Genomic DNA, 17,270 nt, shown 5'->3' with positions numbered 1-17,270 from the left:
ACGGAAGCCGGCGTGTTCGATACATGCCGGCTTTTTTCATTCTGTCAATCTCCCATATTACGACAAAAAATGAACCTTATGAATTATTGACTCAAAAATGGAAAAATGAGATATTGTTAAAAATAGATGTAAAAAATAGGCAGTGGGGGGCTCTGATGGATGGTGAATTTAATTGAAAGTGATAGCATCTGGAAGAGAAATTTTAATTATCTTTTTTTCTCAAGAATAGTCAAGATATCCGGCGATATGTTCGCATTTAATTCGATATTATGGTTCTTAATTTATGGCGGCAAAGGCGCGATCGGAACTGCATTATTGATAGCTGTCACCTTTTTGCCGGAAGCTGTGCTGGCGCCTGTGACGGGTCCTTTCATGAAGCAGAATACGCTGAAATTTTGGATGTACTTTTCAGATCTGACAAGGGCTGCGATTGTCTTGATTATTCCTCTTTGTCATTTTGCGGGCTTTTCTCCGCTGTGGTTTGTCATGACGCTAATGATTGTGCATTCTGCTACAGGGGCTGCCTACAATCCCGCCTCCATAGCTTTAATTCCCCAAATTGTAAATGAACAGGGCATCCAAAAAGCAAATGCTGTGCTGCAGTCCTCCGCTCAGGTTGTCCGGCTCGGAGCTGTCACGTTATGCGGCGCTATTCTTACATTTGTCAGCCCTTCTTATACGATGCTGATCGCACTTGTACTTTATTTGGTTTCTGGCTTTCTCGTCCTTTTTATTAAGTACACTGCGGTTAAATCTCAGTCTGAGTCTGCTGCCGTTGCGCAGAGAGGCACATATATCGGCAGGCTGAAACGCGGTTTTACGCTCGTCAGAAAACATCAGGTTTTATATCCGCTCGCCATTTACTGTATCTTTATGAATTTTGCGGCGGCCCCTTGGGAAGCTCTCTCAGCCGTTTACGTGGCGGAAGATTTAAATGGCCAGCCGATCGTTTACTCACTTTTAAAGGCCACCACCGCCGTAGGCGCGTTTCTATTGGGATTTGTGCTGGCGAAAGTCAAAGTAAACAGGTACGGTTTGCTATTTGTAACTGCCGGCATTGTAGAAGGGGCTGCGTTCTTTATTACCGGGATGAATACCTTTTTGCCGCTCGTTTTTCTTGCTGCGTTTGCCTTTGGCGCCGCAGTCAGTGCTGTTAATGTACCAGAGTACACGATTATCCAGACATCTGTGGACAGTGAGGATCAGCCGCAAGTCTACGCCGTTATACATATGATCTCAAATATTTCGATTCCTGCCGGAGCTGTCATTTGCGGGTACGCCGCAAACGCTTTTGGTTCAGGACCTGTGATTGCTGTCGGAGGAATTGTCGAAATTATCGCGGGTATCGGCATCTTGCTGTTTACAAAGCTGGCCAAAGCAGAACAGGCCGATTTGGTCAAAGAAAGAGAAGCAAGTATTCATCTATAAAGGATTTTGAAACGCCATGCCTCGCGCATGGCGTACAGCGTGTCGACAAACCCTCGCATTCGTTGTCAGTCCTGCGCGTTGGTGCTCACGAATGACGAAAGGAACGGCGGCTAAATGCTTAGGCGTCCTGCCTAAACGCCGCCGTCATCACATCCTGTGAAAGTCTGCTCCAATGCTCGTCCTTCCTAGACTTCAAGGGTTTTCAATCACGCTGAATAGATGACAAAATCCTAAAACGATAACCGTTTTAGGATTTTGTCAACAATCTGAACGCCATGCCTCGCGCATGGCGTATTTTTTATATCTATGGGTCCGGCACAAAATACGACTCCGGTCTTATATCAAAATCAATCTCTGATTCGTTTTGCGCAAATGCCAATTTGTTTAAGATGAAGACAAGGAAAACGAAAGGAGGATCTGCATGAAGATAAATATGAAAACGATCGGCGGATTCTTATTCATTGTATTTGGGATCTCCGTCTTTTTTGGAGGAGGAAGCTTCGGCTTTATCATCCCGCTTGCCATCGGCGCCTTGATGACATACGCAGGAATCAAAAGATTTGCAGCAGGAAAAGCCATCACAGGAATCATCGTGGGCGGTATCGGAGCGATCATGCTCATCTGTTCACTTCCATTTATTGTCGGGCTCGCACTGGCGGCAGCAATGGTGTATTACGGCTGGAAGCTGATGAAAAACGGATCAGCTGATAACGATGCATCATCTTTTGGTTCTGAACCGTCTTCGGCTGCCTACCAATCTCACTTTGATGCCGAGTGGGAAGAATTTTTGAAGAAAAAATAATATCAGTGTATAAGGAGGAATCAGGTATGGTATTCAAAAGAATGAGAGATATGTTTGTTGCGTCAGTTCATGAAGGGCTTGATAAACTGGAGAACCCGAAGGTGATGCTGAATCAATATGTCCGTGATATGGAAAGTGACATTGCAAAAGCAAAACAAACCATTGTAAAACAGCACACGATTGCCTATCAATTTAAGAAAAAATATGAAGAAGCAGCTGAAGTGGCTGGCAAACGCAAAAACCAGGCGCAGCTCGCATTTGATGCAGGTGAAGAAGACCTGGCGAAAAAGGCACTGACTGAAATGAAATATCTAGAAGGGAAGGCGGCTGAGCATAAAGCGTCGTATGAACAAGCGAACAGTCAGCTTGCTGACCTGAAAGAACAGCTGGCTGCGCTTGAAACTAAGATGCAGGACGTAAAGGATAAAAAACAGGCGCTGATTGCCCGGGCCAATGCGGCAAAAGCAAAAGAGCATATGAATACGACATTTGACAAAATGGATAGCGAAAGCGCGTATCGTGAATTTTTGCGCATTGAAAACCGCATTGAGGAAATGGAGATTCGCGCGAATGATTCAAAGTCAGCTGAAGCCGGCACAGAACTCACGCGCAAAGAATTTGCAGACGAAGTGGAGGCGGAGATTGAACATATGAGGGCGCTCTCACTGCAAAAATCAGATCAGACATCAAAAGCAGCAAATGAATAAACAGGACGGGGAAGGATTCGCGGTCAAGTCCTTCCCTTCCGCACGTATCAATTCACAGGCTTTTCCTTTATAATAGAATGAATGAGAAGGATGAAATCGAATGAAAAAAATGCTGGGCAAACTGTTAATCACTGCCGGTATTCTTGTGTTTTTTGGCGTCATCGTAAAAGACGTGTTTGCTGCAGGCTTGGGAATCATAAGCGGCACTGAAGCCGATTCAGCCAGCGCATCGCCGCGGGACATCGATAGCGTGGTCATTGAGTCGGACACCAAGGATGTCCAAATCATAGCGGAAGAACGAAATGACATATCGGCAGGCATTTCAGGAGACTCCGGAAAATTATTTGTCACTGAAAGCAGAAGGAAACTGGAGCTGGACGCAAAGGAAAAAGAGTTTCAATTTTTGAGTGGATTTAACCGTTCTTTTCTTGTCGTCCGGCTTCCTTATGATTATAAAGGGGATCTGACGGTGCGAACCTCAAGCGGGGACATATCAGTGGACGGGAATCAGCGTCTGGCGCTTTCCGGGATGAACGCAGCATCTGCGAGCGGAAATATGAGCGTGACGAACGTCCGCCTTCAAGAGATGAAAGTAAAGGGATCATCCGGTGATGTCACCATGTCAAATACGGTCTCCAACACAGCCCGTATTGACTCAGCTTCCGGAGACGTCAATCTGGCTGATGTCTCCGGCTCTCTTGATGTGAAGCTGACTTCCGGAGACCTGGATGCCGCACTGAAAAAGGTATCGGGTCCTGTATCTGTCACGCTGACAAGCGGTGACGCTGATCTGAGCCTTCCCGAAAGCGGCAGCTTTACAGTCAACGCGAAATCATCGAGTGGTGACGTCAGTTCGCCGTATTCATTTGCTGATACAGCACATAAAGAAGAACATCACATCACAGGCTCGCAAGGAAGCGGCCGGCATCCAATCGATATCAAAACGGACAGCGGGGATCTAACGATACGGTAGCACCAGGCAGAAGAAAGGAGGCGGACACCAGGAATGACAAAAAAACAGCTTCTCGGATTGATCATTGCTTTATTCGGCATCAGCATGTTTTTGCAAATTATCGGAATAGGCGATCTGCTGTTTTGGCCGCTCTTTTTTCTGATTGCCGGCTATTTCTTGAAAAAATATTCCCGTGATTGGCTCGGTTCCGTCATGTACATCTTTGCCGCATTCTTATTTTTGAAAAACCTCTTCAGCATCACCTTTAATTTATTCGGCTATGCGTTTGCCGCCTTTCTGATTTACGCCGGCTATAGGCTTATCAAAGGAAAACCGATATTTGAACCGAATGAGAAACGGGTCGATCTCACTAAAAAAGAACGGCACGAGCCGCCAAAAGATGAGAAACATCCCGACATGCGCAGCTTTTTTATCGGGGAGCTGCAAATGATGAAGCAGCCGTTTGACCTGAATGATCTCAATATCTCCGGTTTTATCGGAGATATCAAAATCGACTTGTCTAAAGCGATGATTCCCGAAGGAGAAAGTACAATCGTCATTAGCGGCGTCATTGGAAACGTTGATGTTTATGTGCCGTCAGACCTTGAAGTGGCTGTCAGCTCGGCCGTTTTTATCGGTGATATTAATCTGATCGGCTCGAAGAAAAGCGGTTTAAGCACGAAGGTATATACCGTGTCACCTGATTTCAGCGAATCAAAGCGCCGAGTGAAGGTATCCGTCTCCTTATTTATCGGTGATGTGGATGTGAAGTACGTATGAGAAAAAAACAGCTTGCCAGTCTCCAGTGGCGTGCCATCCGCATGACAACGGGAATCAGCTTGCTCCTTTTTGCCTGCATGATCTCCTTTATGATGGTATATTATCGGCTCGATCCGCTTGTTTTGCTGTCTTCAAGCTGGTTTGGAATTCCGTTTATCCTGATATTGCTGCTGATCAGCGTGACGGTGGGTTTTGCCTCGGGGTATATGTACGGCAACAGGCTGAAGACAAGGGTTGATACATTAGTCGAATCGATTTTAACCTTTGAAAACGGCAATTTCGCTTATCGAATACCGCCGCTTGGAGATGATGAAATCGGCCTGGCTGCCGATCAGCTGAATGAAATGGCGAAGCGCGTGGAGCTTCAAGTCGCTTCCTTGCAGAAACTTTCCAATGAACGCGCGGAATGGCAGGCGCAAATGAAGAAATCGGTGATATCAGAAGAACGCCAGCGATTGGCAAGAGATCTTCATGACGCGGTCAGCCAGCAGCTCTTTGCGATATCGATGATGACATCGGCTGTATTGGAACACGTCAAGGATGCTGACGATAAAACGGTCAAACGGATCAAGCTGGTCGAGCATATGGCAGGGGAAGCCCAAAATGAAATGAGGGCGCTGCTGCTTCATTTAAGGCCTGTTACCCTGGAAGGAAAAGGATTGAAAGAGGGGCTTACGGAGCTTTTGGACGAGTTCGGGAAGAAACAGCCGCTGGAAATTGAGTGGGATATTCAGGACACGCCGATATCCAAGGGGATGGAAGACCATTTGTTCAGGATCGTTCAGGAGGCCCTTTCAAATGTATTCAGACATTCAAAAGCCTCAAAGGTATCCGTCATTCTGGGTGTAAAGAACAATCAGCTCCGGCTGAAGGTCATTGATAATGGAAAAGGCTTTACAATGGACCAGGTGAAAGCATCCTCATATGGCTTGAACTCTATGAAAGAACGCGCAAGCGAAATTGGCGGGGTTGCCGAAGTCATTTCAGTAGAAGGAAAAGGTACACAAATCGAAGTGAAGGTTCCGATTTTCCCGGAAGAAAAAGGAGAGAACGAACGTGATTCGAGTATTATTGATTGATGATCATGAAATGGTCAGAATGGGGCTAGCGGCTTTTTTAGAGGCGCAGCCTGATATTGAAGTCATCGGTGAAGCGTCTGACGGCCGCGAAGGCGTGCGGCTTGCTGCCGAACTGTCGCCTGATGTCATTTTAATGGATCTTGTCATGGAGGGCATGGATGGAATTGAAGCTACAAAGCAAATTTGCCGGGAGATTCCTGATCCGAAAATTATTGTGCTCACAAGCTTCATAGATGATGACAAAGTGTATCCGGTCATTGAAGCGGGCGCGCTCAGCTATTTATTGAAAACCTCAAAAGCGGCGGATATCGCCGATGCGATCCGCGCCGCAAGCAAGGGAGAGCCAAAGCTGGAATCAAAAGTGGCGGGAAAAGTATTGTCCCGGCTGCGCCACTCTGGTGAACACACGCTCCCGCATGAATCACTGACAAAACGGGAGCTCGAAATTCTCCGCCTGATCGCAGAAGGAAAGACAAACAAAGAAATCGGCGAAGAACTGTTTATCACCATTAAAACAGTCAAAACCCATATCACCAATCTACTATCAAAGCTGGATGTCAGTGACCGGACGCAGGCAGCGGTGTACGCCCACCGAAACAATCTCGTCAAATAGGCGAATGCTATTTGGTCGCGCCTTTTGTCCCAAAGTCTCTGATAATGACATTGACGCGATAGTCGATTTCCGCATTGCTGAAATATTCATCGTCCCATTTTCTGGATATTTCTTTCCACTTTTGAGGATAATGAATTCTGACCTCGTTTCCCAGACCGGTTACGTCTGCTTTGATCTCTTTTTGCAGCTTGCCTGTAATAAACGACGTTACGGTTTGATTTAATCGTTTGACGACTGCCTTTTCAATTTCCTTTATATATGAATCCTTAAACGAATCTTCATTGGGGTTCCAGTCCTCGGATAAACGCCCTTCAATATTGCGTGTCACGATAAATTTGAACTTTCCGTCTTTGTAGATTGTTTTGATCTTGCGATTGCTTGAATACACTTCATAAGAAAAGAAGTTGCCTTTGTGCTTCAAGTCGATCACACCGCCTTCGACTGTGCCTGTAAATAAGTTAATATTTTGAACTTCTCCCGGTGTTAAATTTCGCACCCAAAATTTGTTTTTAATGATCGAAGCCCCGTTAATCGCAAGCTTGCCATTTTCCTCACCGACATGCGGAATGAGAAACGAATCATCAGATGTCAAATGCTCCGATACCTCCCCCAATGTAACAGGGTTCATCATTTTAATTGTCACGTTATTATTTCCTGTCAGATCATAAATCACATTAGATGCGGGCTCTCCTCCATCACTCATCTTAAATATATCCTTCGTGCGGCCATCGGTCACAAAGACATACGAGCTTCGCCGGGTCCCGTTGTCTCTGACAAACTGATTAATCAGCGCGTCCATACCGATATTGTCAGAAATGACGTCCTTGGAAAAAAGAATGACTCGCAAATGCTGAGGAAACGTAGGATTATGCTTTAATGCAGATGTTCTGGTCATTTGATGGACAGTTTCACCCTTTGTGACAGAAAGCTGTGTTGGATCAGGTGGAGAGCCTTCCTGGGTGCTGATCTTTTTCGGCACGAGAATCTGCTGTGTCAGTTCTAAATTTTCATCATCCGGCTTATCTAAGCCCACACCAATCACCAAGCTTAATTCCTCGATGTTCCGGCTGTCCCAGCATCCGGACAGCAAAAGAACGCACATGAACATACTTAAAATCCGGATTTTCATTTTGCTGTAATCCTCCTTTTGAGAGCGACGATGAAAAAGAGAATGAAAGGGAGCACGAACAGGCCGACGAAAATGTACCCGAGATAATCGCTGTACATCATGACTTCATTTGTGTCACCCGGCCATAGCGAAAAGTAATAGACAGCCACGCCAATAAGAACCATGCTTTTTTTAGTCGATAGTCCAAACGTCTTTTTCAACCCAGTAGCGGCAAAATAGCCATAAATGACAAACGTTGTGAAAAATTGAATAATCCACACGATCAGTAAAAACGATTCAAACCGCTCAATGAATACGCCCTTGAGCTCAAAGGACTGAAAGAGAGAAATGGTCGGCCAGATGAGCGTCTTCACCTCAGGAGCGGTCAAAGCCCCGACAACGATAATATACGTAATGATATATAACACAATAGGAATCAAAAAGCCGAAAGATGCATATCTGAATGTATATTTCTTTTTTTTCATATGTTCGGGAAGAAACAGCATAATTTCCACACCTAAAAACGAGATGGAGACGACAGTAAGTGAATTGGCAATGGGGCCAAGTCCTTCACCTAAAACAGGCCGCAAATTATTAATGTCGAAAATTTTAAAGCTGATCCCGAATACAATCAGCAAAATAATAATCGTAACGGTTAAATAAAAGGGGAATAATCGCGATACATCACTTAATCCCCCGACGATTAAATAGATGCCGCAAGCGATAAACGTCAAAATAATCACCTGAACCGGCGTTCTCTCCAGCAGGAAAAATTTGACCATTTCAGCCATCGCCCGGCTTTCAAAGCTGGCTACCCCAATAAAATAACAGCAGATCAAAAGACTGATGATGCTGCCGAACCATTTCCCGAGCCCTTCCCGCAAATATTCAAACAGAGAAGAATACTGATGTTTTTTCTGAATGAGGGTATTTAAATAAATGAAAAAAATGAATATAACGCCTTCTAAAATGAGCGTAATCCAGCCGTCAGGGGTGTTGGCCTTAGTCGTCAGCGCTCTCGGCAATGTTAATAGACCGGCGCCTAGCATTGTATTCGCGATAATCGAAATTCCCTGGAAAGTATTAAGTTTCAGTGGAGTCTGTTTTTGGCTCATTTGGATTATTCGCCTCTTTTGGTTTGTTTTTAATTGGGAGACGGATAATGGAATCATCCGTATTTTTCAAACTGAAGAACCCGTTTGGAGAAAAATACGGAGATCCAAAGCTTGTTTGTCTCGTTAGGTGTGTATAAATGACAAGCATAAATAAAATGATTCCGTACAGCCCAAGAATAGCGGCGCAAAACATTGAAATAAAACGCAGCACCCGAAAAGACAGGCCCATCCCGTATTGAGGAACGGTAAAGGATGCAAGAGCAATGACACTGACTACGATCACCATAATCGAACTGACGAGACTCGCTTCTACCGCCGCCTGTCCGATAACAACACCCCCGACGAGGCCGATCGTCTGGCCGAGCGGATTGGGAAGGCGGAGCCCGGCTTCCCTTAACAGCTCGATGGTTACTTCCATCAGCAGAGCTTCAAATATCGGAGGGAACGGCACGTTTTCCCTATTTGCCGAAATCGTGACGGCGAGCGCGGTCGGCAGCAGCCCTTGATGGAAGGACACGAGCGCGATATAAATAGATGACAAAAACAAGGTAATGAAGATAGAAGCAAAACGCAGCAATCGGATCAGCGATGCTGATATCCAGCGCTCATAGTAGTCATCCGGGGATTGCATCAGTACGCCGAGAGAAACCGGCACCAGCAGGACAAATGGTGAACTATCGACCAAAATGGCCACTCGGCCGTTAAACAGGGCTGACGATACCTTATCAGGCCTTTCCGTATTTTGAATCTGCGGAAACGGCGAATATTTATTATCTTCAATAAGTTCCTCGAGTGTTCCGCTGTCTTGGATATCCTCCAGCTGGACATTTTTAAGCCGCGCTTTCACTTCTTTTATGACGGACTTTTTTGCTTTCCCCTCTATGTACATAATGGCTGCAGGTTTCAGCTTGTTATCGCCGATCATGATTTTTTTGGTGATTAACTTCGGATGAGAGGTTCTTTGTCTGATCAGCGCGAGATTTGTATTGAGATCTTCTACAAACGCCACTTTTGGGCCGCGAACGACTTTTTCAGTTGTCGGCTCTGCCAAACTTCTCGTTTTTTTCTTTCCTGTAGACAGAATATAGACATTGTCCAATCCGTTGATAAACACAGCGCAATTGCCGCTTAAAATAGATTCAACCGCTTTTTTCGCGGTTTTAACGGGTCTTGCATCTAGCTGGTCAAGTCGTTTTTTGACCTCGTCAAGCGTGAGAGTCTCCTCATCTTTGATTAAGATTTTTATCGATTCTGCAACCTTATGCTGATCATTCAATTCACTAAAATACAGATAGTAAAAAACAAGCCCGTTGGAGAGCATTTTTTTGTTTTTTACGAGATCATCGTTTTCTTTTAATTTAGGAAGCACCAATGCCAAATTATCGTGTATATATTCCTTAAACTCTGTTTGTTCCAACGAGGTCACCTCTTGTCTAAAACCTTAGTAGAGGTTATCTTTTCCTGTTAAAAAAATGATATACTGTGTTACAGTATTTCGTGGCAGAAGTTTTTTATGAAAGCGGAGGATATGAATAGTGGCACAGGTAAGACTTGCAGGAAAACTAGAAGAAATCGAACAGCTCATCAAATCTTTTGAAAAAAATTACGAAGTTTCCTATACATCAAAGGAGTACGGCAGGACGAATCCAAAGTACAAATATTCAAAGGATTCCCGTGTATATCTCGAATTAAAATTAAAATCAGCCAAGATAGAAAAATAAAAAAGGATTTTTTGTGTCACTGGCGAATTATGATCTAGTGAAGCAACCGTTATGGAGGGATACATAAATGGAATACAGAATTGAACGAGACACCATGGGAGAAGTGAAAGTTCCTGCTGATAAATTTTGGGGCGCCCAAACACAGCGAAGCAAGGAGAACTTCAAGATCGGTTCTGAAAAAATGCCGATGCGTGTTGTGAAGGCGTTTGCAATATTAAAACGAAGCACAGCACTCGCTAATCAACGCCTTGGCAATTTGGATGCGGAAAAAGCGGAGGCGATTGCAGCGGTTTGTGATGATGTGCTCAAAGGCAAATACGATGACAACTTCCCGCTAGTCGTTTGGCAGACTGGAAGCGGCACACAAAGCAATATGAACATGAATGAAGTGGTCGCCAACCGCGCGACTGCTCTATTAAAAGAAAAAAACTCTGATCAAACGATTCATCCAAATGATGACGTGAACCGGAGCCAAAGCTCAAACGACACATTCCCGACTGCGATGCATGTGGCCGCTGTCTTGGCTGTTTACGAGCAGCTTGTGCCGGCGCTTGACCAGCTTCGCCATACATTGGATGAAAAAGCGAAAGCCTACAACGATATTGTTAAAATCGGACGCACGCACCTTCAGGATGCTACGCCTCTGACGCTCGGACAGGAAATCAGCGGATGGGTTTTCATGCTGGACCGTTCGAAGGAAATGATTTTGGAAGCGACAGAAAAAATGCGTGCGCTTGCAATCGGCGGGACGGCTGTCGGAACAGGAATTAACGCTCACCCAGAGTTTGGAGAGCTTGTCTCAGAAGAGATCTCAAACCTGACCGGCCAAGCGTTCACCAGCTCGCCGAATAAATTCCACGCGCTGACAAGCCATGACGAAATCACGTATGCACACGGTGCGTTAAAAGCGCTTGCGGCTGACTTAATGAAAATCGCAAACGATGTCAGATGGCTTGCGAGCGGACCTCGCTGCGGCATCGGGGAGATCGCCATCCCTGAAAATGAACCGGGCAGCTCCATTATGCCTGGTAAAGTCAACCCGACACAAAGTGAAGCATTGACAATGATTGCTGCCCAAATCATGGGGAACGATGCGACAATCGGCTTTGCGGCGAGTCAGGGGAACTTTGAGCTGAACGTGTTTAAGCCTGTGATTATTTACAACTTCCTGCAATCTGTGCAGCTGCTGAGCGACGGCATGACTTCCTTCCATGATAAATGTGCGGTCGGCATTGAGCCTGACAAAGAAACCATTCAGGAAAACCTGTCCAATTCATTAATGCTTGTGACGGCGTTGAATCCGCATATCGGATATGAAAACGCGGCGAAAATCGCCAAGCTTGCCCATAAAGAAGGATTGACGCTGAAAGAAGCGGCTTTGAAGCTTGAATTGCTGACAGAGGAGCAATTTAACGAAATGGTGAAGCCGGAAGATATGGTAAAACCAAAAGCGTAATAGACAGAAAAAACGGCTGCTGTTGAAGCAGCCGTTCTTCTAAATATATTGCTGATGTAACAGATATTTCAGCTGCTCCGCATCTTTGGCGAGGGCTTCACACTCCGTCAGATTATGGATCATTCCTTTTATGATCGCCAGCTTCGGTGTTTTTTTCTGCATTTCTGCTTCAAGTATGTCCAAGCTCTCCGATAATTCAAGAGAGGAGTTTGTGTGTAAGCTGTTCAATTTGTCACGAAGGCTTTTCATAATCGATTCAGTCAGCGGATCAGGCCGTCCGTGCGTAAGAGGCCCAAATAAAGAGCTTGCTTCTTCCAACGTGATGAAAGGCTTATCGTTTCGTGCAGCCATGCCTTTTACCATGTCATCAATTCTATTCATCATGATATCAGCTAATTGGTCAGGCTTCACAGTGTAGCCGAGCAGGATTAAGCATTCCAGGTAAATCTGGCTGATGCCCTCTATTAAGAAACAAAGTTCTGCAGTATATGGTTCCGCCTTTTTTCCGTAAATGTTCAGAAGGCTGTCGATATGAAATTGAAGTGAGGACTGCCGGATTTTTTTGGCGTATTGCTCCACCTCCTCTGTGTAAGGCAGAGAGCCTTCCTTCATCTGCATGCTGATAAAATCCTTGTGTTCCAGAATGTTTTCATAGAGCACGGTCAGCTGTTTGCGGTAAGCCGTTCTTGGGCTGTCGCCTTTCGTTTGAATATCTAAAATTCGGGTAAACGTTTTATCGTAATAGTAGTTCAGCATAGACAGAAGAAGCGCTTCTTTCGAAGGAAAATAAATATAAAAAGCGCCTTTGGATATTTTGCATGCTTTTGCGATTTCTTGAACTGATGTTGCATTGTATCCTTTTTGGGCAAATAGTTTTAAGGCTGTTTCAATAATCAGCTTTTCTTTTTCCTTCAATGGTTCCACCCTTTCGGAGCCCGGAGGCCTCATGAGGATATGACCATATAGTCACACCTTCTGTTATAAAATTAACCTTATTGTAACTTGTTTTTTTATGATGTATTATTTATATTATAAATTGAGATGACCAAACGGTCAAAGCTCAAGCGAAAGGGTGAATCTAAAATGAGAGAATTGGACGAAATGATCAGCCGCTTGCGAAACAGAGGAATTAAAGTGGAGAAAGTCAAATATCCGAAGCAGACATTGTCAGAGAAAAAATGGGTTCATCAGTGCAAACAGCCGCTCAAAACAAATTACAGAGATTTTAACGGCTACTCTTTCACATAAAAAATAGACTGCAAAAACAATTACAGTCTAGTTGGCACTGCTATTCGGTATGTTACACCCGTTTTGTCGTTTTCAATTGAGATAGACGCCTTATGAAGAGTTAAAATTCGTTTTACGATGCTGAGACCAATGCCGAATTCGCCTTTCTTCCCTTTATTAAAAGGCTCATAGAGGCTGGAGAGCATCTCATCTTCAATATGCGGGCCGTCATTTTTAATGGTGATCACAATATTCCGATCATCTTGTTTCATGCTGATTTCTATTTTTGTCTCAGCGTAGCGGATTTGATTTTCCAAAATATTTTCGAGAAGTTTATTCCATTGCTCCGGATCGCCCGGCATCAGAATGTCTTTTTCTACATCAGTTTCCCACGATAACTCTTTTCGAGCCCACTTCAGTCTTTCGATGACGTCTTCTGTCACTTCCACGATACTGAACATATCGTACTGCACTTTTTGCTTCGCTAAATAATCCAGCTTCGTTAAATATAATAAATCCTTTATTTTTTTCTCCAGCTTAAGGGCTTCGCCTTCAATGACATCTACTGTATTTTCAAGATCCCCTTTAGGAAAAATCCCGTCCTTAATCGATTGTGTGTAGCCTCTGATGACCATAACCGGTGTTTTTAAATCGTGAGAGATATTTTGCAAAAGGGTTCTTTCCGTTTCGTCCTTTTGCACAAGCTTTTGGCGCATCTCTTCGATGGTATGGCCCAGCTTGCCGATCTCGTCTTTCCGGTCCACTTTCACTGGGTCATCCCAATCTTGTTCGGAAATCCGTTTGACGTGCTTTTCAAATGACACGAGGGGCCTTGATAAATACTTCGCAAGCCAAATGGCCGGAATCCAGCTTAATAAAATGACAACAGCTATAATAAACAAAAGCTGTTTGAATAGCGTATAGGCCAGATCGTCCCGATAAGAATCAAGCGCATAAGAGAGCATCATAGCTGATTGACCATTAACGGAAAGCCCCTTTTTGATGACAAAAAACACTTTCTCTCCATTGACGTCTGCGCTGTACCGTTTCTTTTCGGCCGCTTGTTTATTGGCCAGCTTGTACACCTTATGGATGAACGAAGACGACAAAATGCTTACATCCTTATCTGAGGAGGCAGCTTCATTTTCAGGCAGGAGCACGTGCTGGACGGAGCGGACGGTTGTCGGCGCCGTGGCTTCCTCGCTGTAATAGCGCCTTTCAATAGAACCTGGCAGGCGGTACTCCGTCAGAACATGCTGTTCATTTTCAATCGTCGCATACGTTTCATTGGTGAAGAAATCGCGCAGCGTGTTTGAAAATAACACAAGCAGCAAAATGGATATCCCTAACAGGATGCCGGATATGACAACCCATATTTGAAACGAAAGCGGCTTGTTTTTCATGATGTCATCATCCTGTAGCCGAATCCGTAAATCGTCTCGACCTTCAATTCAGGCATTTTTTTGCGCAGTCTCCGGACGAGGTCATCAACAACCCGGTCTGTTCCAAAGTAGTCATGCCCCCATACTTTTACGAGAATATCCTCACGCGAGTATGGATGTCCTTTATGATGGATAAATAACAGGAGCAGATCAAATTCTTTCGTTGTCAAATTGATCAACTTTCCGTTTTCATCATAGACCTCGCGGGCGTCTTCAGCGACCCGATACGAGGAGACGGCGATTTCATGTTTTTGTACAGGTGGAGCTTCCTTATAAACGAGCTCAAGCAGCTTTTGGACACGTATGATCAGCTCACGCGGCAGGAATGGCTTTGAAATATAGTCATTGCTGCCAAGCTCTAAACCAAGTACTCTGTCAATATCTGCATCTCGGGCGGAAATAAAAATGACCGGCACGTCAGGGTCTTTCGCTTTGATTTCTTTTATTAATGTATAGCCGTCGGTATCCGGCAGCATGATATCGAGAATCCAGAGGTGGGGAGACGGCGTCATTTTCTTTCGGGCGTCTTCACCTTTCGTAAAAGATGTAATGTTCCAGCCCTCATTTTCTAAATACTTCGTCAGCAGTTCGTTCAGGTTATCCTCATCTTCAACTAGATAAATGGTGTATGACAAGGCTCTTCACATCCTTTCAACGTCATTATAAACTAGTTTTAACATACGGCAGGCCATTTTCATAATTTCACATATTCTTTTCATTTTTATCCCACAATGTTTGTTTATGATGTGTATAAGGGAAGAAAGGAAGAGAAAAAGAGCGAGGAAGATGCAGGATGATCAAACATATTGTATTTTGGTGCTTTGCTTTTATCCTCATCATTGGGACAATTGAACTTGTACATGCGTTGACGATGTAACGATAAATGAAAAACCGTTAAAGGAGTGTAGGAACATGGATTATCGACGTGATGATCAAAACGACCAACATCAAACAGAATATTCACATACAGAACATCAGAATTCAGAAAACCGGCAGCAGATTGACCATCCTGAACAGGAATTGCTTGACGCGCCTGTTTCGTATGAAGCGGGACGGAAAGAAACGGCTTCCTCTTTAGAAATGGAGAAGAAAGAAACAGCTGTGAAAAAAGAAAAGAAAAGGAAAGCCGCATGGCTGAGCCCGATTTTGGGCGGGATTATCGGCGGCGGCCTGATGCTCGGCATCGCGCCTTATCTGCCGTCAGACCAAGATCAGACGACGGAGACCGCTTCCGCGAATAAACAGGTACAGTCAGATCATTTTACAACGACACCGATCACAAACGCTTCAAACGTCGCTGATATGGTAGAGGATTTAGAGCCGACGATTGTCGGAATCTCAAATATCCAAACCTCGCAAAATAACACTTTCGGCACAGGAGGCGGCTCCAGCTCGGAAAGTGAAAGCGGAACCGGATCAGGCGTCATTTTCAACAAAGACGGTGATAAAGCGTATATCATTACAAATAATCATGTCGTTGAAGGGGCGAATAAGCTGACGGTCACGTTATATAATGGAGAAACGGAAAGTGCCAAGCTTGTCGGCAGCGATGCGATAACCGATTTGGCTGTTCTGGAGATCAGCGGCAAGAACATCAAAAAAGTCGCGAGCTTCGGTGACTCATCACAGCTGCGCACGGGCGAAAAGGTCATCGCCATCGGAAATCCGCTCGGACAGCAGTTTTCCGGTACGGTGACACAAGGCATCATCAGCGGTCTGAACCGGACAATTGATGTCGATACCACACAAGGCAAGGTGGAAATGAACGTGCTGCAAACTGACGCAGCGATCAATCCAGGGAACAGCGGAGGCCCGTTAATCAACGCGAGCGGCCAAGTGATCGGCATCAACAGCTTAAAGGTGAGCGAGAGCGGCGTAGAATCACTTGGATTTGCGATCCCGAGCAATGATGTCGAGCCGATTGTTGACCAGCTGCTTGAAAATGGAAAGGTAGAACGTCCGTTTTTAGGCGTGCAAATGATTGACATGTCACAAGTTCCTCAAACCTATCAGGAAAATACGCTTGGCCTGTTTGGAGATCAATTAGGCAAAGGTGTGTATGTAAAAGAAGTTCAAGGACATTCACCAGCGGCCAAAGCCGGTATCAAATCTGAGGATGTCATTGTCAAACTAAACGGGAAAGACGTGGAAAGCAGCGCGGATATCCGTCAGATCCTTTACAAGGACTTGAAAGTCGGAGACAAAACAACCATACAAGTCCTTCGAAACGGAAAAACCGAAACCTTGAATGTGACTCTGACCAAGCAGACAGAAAGCAGCTCAAGTTAGGAGTAATCAAAAAGCTGAACCCGAAAAGGGTTCAGCTTTTTTTTATCCTAAGTAAGCGGAAAGCATCCACACTTGTTTTTCAACTTCATCAATTAATCCGACAAACAAGTCCGCTGTCGCGTTGTCTTGATTTTCTTCAGCCAGGCCGATTACGAATTTAGATTCGCTGCTGATTTGTTTGTAGTCGTTTACCAATGCTTGTACCATTTCTGATGCTGATGTTTCGTTTCCGCTGTCAGTGATAGATGCATGCTCAGTATATTCCTTCAATGTGGCTACAGGCTGGCCGCCGATTGCCAGCAGGCGCTCAGCGATAGTATCAACTGTTTCCGCCGCATGGTCGTACAATTCTTCAAATTTCTCATGCAATGTGAAGAAATGCGGCCCTTTCACATACCAATGGAAACGGTGGAGCTTAGAGTATAAAAGAAACCAGTTTGATAATTGTGTGTTCATTGAATTCTCAACTAATGTTTGGTTTGTTTTTGCGTTTTCAGTTTTCATAAGATAACGTCCTCCTTGTGATCTGTTAATTTAATTATACCACGTAT

General features: G+C 44.7%; 18 protein-coding genes. 11 read left to right on the top strand and 7 right to left on the bottom strand.

The window, feature by feature from the left end:
• Window positions 1-159: 159 nt before the first annotated feature.
• The 7 genes from M1D98_RS15860 to liaR all read left to right on the top strand — a co-directional run bounded on the left by M1D98_RS15860 (window position 160) and on the right by liaR (window position 6,361).
• Window positions 160-1,428, top strand: a complete 1,269-nt coding sequence (locus tag M1D98_RS15860) for an MFS transporter (RefSeq protein WP_456279713.1) — start codon at window positions 160-162, stop codon at window positions 1,426-1,428.
• Window positions 1,429-1,849: 421 nt separating this feature from the next.
• Entirely contained in the window at window positions 1,850-2,230 is a 381-nt protein-coding gene (gene liaI, locus M1D98_RS15855; RefSeq protein WP_121643263.1) for a cell envelope stress-induced membrane anchor protein LiaI, read from the top strand.
• Between the two features lie 26 nt (window positions 2,231-2,256).
• Window positions 2,257-2,937, top strand: a complete 681-nt coding sequence (liaH, locus tag M1D98_RS15850; RefSeq protein WP_456279712.1) for a stress responsive protein LiaH — start codon at window positions 2,257-2,259, stop codon at window positions 2,935-2,937.
• A gap of 100 nt (window positions 2,938-3,037) precedes the next feature.
• Window positions 3,038-3,910, top strand: a complete 873-nt coding sequence (gene liaG / locus M1D98_RS15845) for a LiaG family protein (RefSeq protein WP_010330042.1) — start codon at window positions 3,038-3,040, stop codon at window positions 3,908-3,910.
• Window positions 3,911-3,943: 33 nt separating this feature from the next.
• Window positions 3,944-4,669, top strand: a complete 726-nt coding sequence (gene liaF, locus M1D98_RS15840) for a LiaRS two-component regulatory system accessory protein LiaF (RefSeq protein WP_456279711.1) — start codon at window positions 3,944-3,946, stop codon at window positions 4,667-4,669.
• Window positions 4,666-5,748, top strand: coding sequence for a two-component system sensor histidine kinase LiaS (liaS, locus tag M1D98_RS15835; RefSeq protein WP_456279710.1), 1,083 nt, complete (start codon window positions 4,666-4,668; stop codon window positions 5,746-5,748). Before liaF ends, liaS begins: the two co-directional genes overlap by 4 nt.
• Window positions 5,726-6,361, top strand: coding sequence for a two-component system response regulator LiaR (liaR, locus tag M1D98_RS15830; protein ID WP_268523045.1), 636 nt, complete (start codon window positions 5,726-5,728; stop codon window positions 6,359-6,361). The genes liaS and liaR overlap by 23 nt, the downstream gene beginning before the upstream one ends.
• A gap of 7 nt (window positions 6,362-6,368) precedes the next feature.
• On the opposite strand, the gene M1D98_RS15825 is transcribed toward liaR, so the two are convergent.
• Genes M1D98_RS15825 through M1D98_RS15815 form a run of 3 tightly spaced genes read right to left on the bottom strand, consistent with a single transcriptional unit; the run spans window position 6,369 to window position 10,001 of the window.
• The gene (locus M1D98_RS15825) at window positions 6,369-7,490 is read right to left on the bottom strand and encodes a Ger(x)C family spore germination protein (protein ID WP_268523044.1); all 1,122 of its coding nucleotides are present in this window, start codon (window positions 7,488-7,490) and stop codon (window positions 6,369-6,371) included.
• Window positions 7,487-8,584, bottom strand: a complete 1,098-nt coding sequence (locus tag M1D98_RS15820; protein ID WP_456279709.1) for a spore germination protein — start codon at window positions 8,582-8,584, stop codon at window positions 7,487-7,489. Before M1D98_RS15820 ends, M1D98_RS15825 begins: the two co-directional genes overlap by 4 nt.
• On the bottom strand, window positions 8,553-10,001 hold the full coding sequence (locus M1D98_RS15815; protein WP_121643256.1) for a spore germination protein: 1,449 nt from the start codon (window positions 9,999-10,001) through the stop codon (window positions 8,553-8,555). Before M1D98_RS15815 ends, M1D98_RS15820 begins: the two co-directional genes overlap by 32 nt.
• Before the next feature lie 118 nt (window positions 10,002-10,119).
• Between M1D98_RS15815 and M1D98_RS15810 the strand changes: the two genes are divergently transcribed.
• Entirely contained in the window at window positions 10,120-10,305 is a 186-nt protein-coding gene (locus M1D98_RS15810; protein ID WP_456279708.1) for a YvzF family protein, read from the top strand.
• A 67-nt stretch (window positions 10,306-10,372) separates the two neighbouring features.
• Window positions 10,373-11,761 carry a class II fumarate hydratase gene (gene fumC, locus M1D98_RS15805; protein ID WP_121643255.1) on the top strand — a complete coding sequence of 463 codons (1,389 nt, stop codon included), beginning with the start codon at window positions 10,373-10,375 and terminating at the stop codon, window positions 11,759-11,761.
• Between the two features lie 39 nt (window positions 11,762-11,800).
• On the opposite strand, the gene M1D98_RS15800 is transcribed toward fumC, so the two are convergent.
• Window positions 11,801-12,676, bottom strand: a complete 876-nt coding sequence (locus tag M1D98_RS15800) for a TetR/AcrR family transcriptional regulator (RefSeq protein WP_121643254.1) — start codon at window positions 12,674-12,676, stop codon at window positions 11,801-11,803.
• Between the two features lie 168 nt (window positions 12,677-12,844).
• Between M1D98_RS15800 and spxO the strand changes: the two genes are divergently transcribed.
• Window positions 12,845-13,009, top strand: coding sequence for an anti-adapter protein SpxO (gene spxO, locus M1D98_RS15795; protein ID WP_003221681.1), 165 nt, complete (start codon window positions 12,845-12,847; stop codon window positions 13,007-13,009).
• 20 nt (window positions 13,010-13,029) lie between these two features.
• On the opposite strand, the gene cssS is transcribed toward spxO, so the two are convergent.
• Together cssS and cssR are read right to left on the bottom strand one after the other, a co-directional pair.
• Window positions 13,030-14,391 (bottom strand): secretion stress-responsive two-component system sensor histidine kinase CssS, encoded by a 1,362-nt coding sequence (gene cssS / locus M1D98_RS15790; protein WP_010330032.1) that lies wholly within the window; start codon window positions 14,389-14,391, stop codon window positions 13,030-13,032.
• A complete protein-coding gene (gene cssR / locus M1D98_RS15785; RefSeq protein WP_010330031.1) occupies window positions 14,388-15,065 on the bottom strand; it encodes a secretion stress-responsive two-component system response regulator CssR in 678 nt (225 codons plus the stop codon). The genes cssS and cssR overlap by 4 nt, the downstream gene beginning before the upstream one ends.
• A gap of 277 nt (window positions 15,066-15,342) precedes the next feature.
• Here cssR and M1D98_RS15780 point away from each other — a divergent pair, with 277 nt between their 5' ends.
• On the top strand, window positions 15,343-16,719 hold the full coding sequence (locus M1D98_RS15780; RefSeq protein ID WP_121643252.1) for a S1C family serine protease: 1,377 nt from the start codon (window positions 15,343-15,345) through the stop codon (window positions 16,717-16,719).
• A 42-nt stretch (window positions 16,720-16,761) separates the two neighbouring features.
• On the opposite strand, the gene mrgA is transcribed toward M1D98_RS15780, so the two are convergent.
• A complete protein-coding gene (mrgA, locus tag M1D98_RS15775; RefSeq protein ID WP_010330029.1) occupies window positions 16,762-17,223 on the bottom strand; it encodes a metalloregulation DNA-binding stress protein MgrA in 462 nt (153 codons plus the stop codon).
• Window positions 17,224-17,270: the final 47 nt, after the last annotated feature.

The organism is Bacillus sp. K7, assembly GCF_053903245.1.
Note: the sequence above shows the minus strand (reverse complement) of the source record. Positions and strands in the feature narration are given on the sequence as shown.

Excerpts from the sequence above, each read along its gene's own strand:
- M1D98_RS15860 (WP_456279713.1), top strand. The coding sequence starts at position 160 with ATGGTGAATTTAATTGAAAGTGATAGCATCTGGAAGAGAAATTTTAAT.
- liaI (WP_121643263.1), top strand. The coding sequence starts at position 1,850 with ATGAAGATAAATATGAAAACGATCGGCGGATTCTTATTCATTGTATTT.
- liaH (WP_456279712.1), top strand. The coding sequence starts at position 2,257 with ATGGTATTCAAAAGAATGAGAGATATGTTTGTTGCGTCAGTTCATGAA.
- liaG (WP_010330042.1), top strand. The coding sequence starts at position 3,038 with ATGAAAAAAATGCTGGGCAAACTGTTAATCACTGCCGGTATTCTTGTG.
- liaF (WP_456279711.1), top strand. The coding sequence starts at position 3,944 with ATGACAAAAAAACAGCTTCTCGGATTGATCATTGCTTTATTCGGCATC.
- liaS (WP_456279710.1), top strand. The coding sequence starts at position 4,666 with ATGAGAAAAAAACAGCTTGCCAGTCTCCAGTGGCGTGCCATCCGCATG.
- M1D98_RS15825 (WP_268523044.1), bottom strand. The coding sequence starts at position 7,490 with ATGAAAATCCGGATTTTAAGTATGTTCATGTGCGTTCTTTTGCTGTCC.
- M1D98_RS15820 (WP_456279709.1), bottom strand. The coding sequence starts at position 8,584 with ATGAGCCAAAAACAGACTCCACTGAAACTTAATACTTTCCAGGGAATT.
- fumC (WP_121643255.1), top strand. The coding sequence starts at position 10,373 with ATGGAATACAGAATTGAACGAGACACCATGGGAGAAGTGAAAGTTCCT.
- spxO (WP_003221681.1), top strand. The coding sequence starts at position 12,845 with ATGAGAGAATTGGACGAAATGATCAGCCGCTTGCGAAACAGAGGAATT.
- cssS (WP_010330032.1), bottom strand. The coding sequence starts at position 14,391 with ATGAAAAACAAGCCGCTTTCGTTTCAAATATGGGTTGTCATATCCGGC.
- M1D98_RS15780 (WP_121643252.1), top strand. The coding sequence starts at position 15,343 with ATGGATTATCGACGTGATGATCAAAACGACCAACATCAAACAGAATAT.
- mrgA (WP_010330029.1), bottom strand. The coding sequence starts at position 17,223 with ATGAAAACTGAAAACGCAAAAACAAACCAAACATTAGTTGAGAATTCA.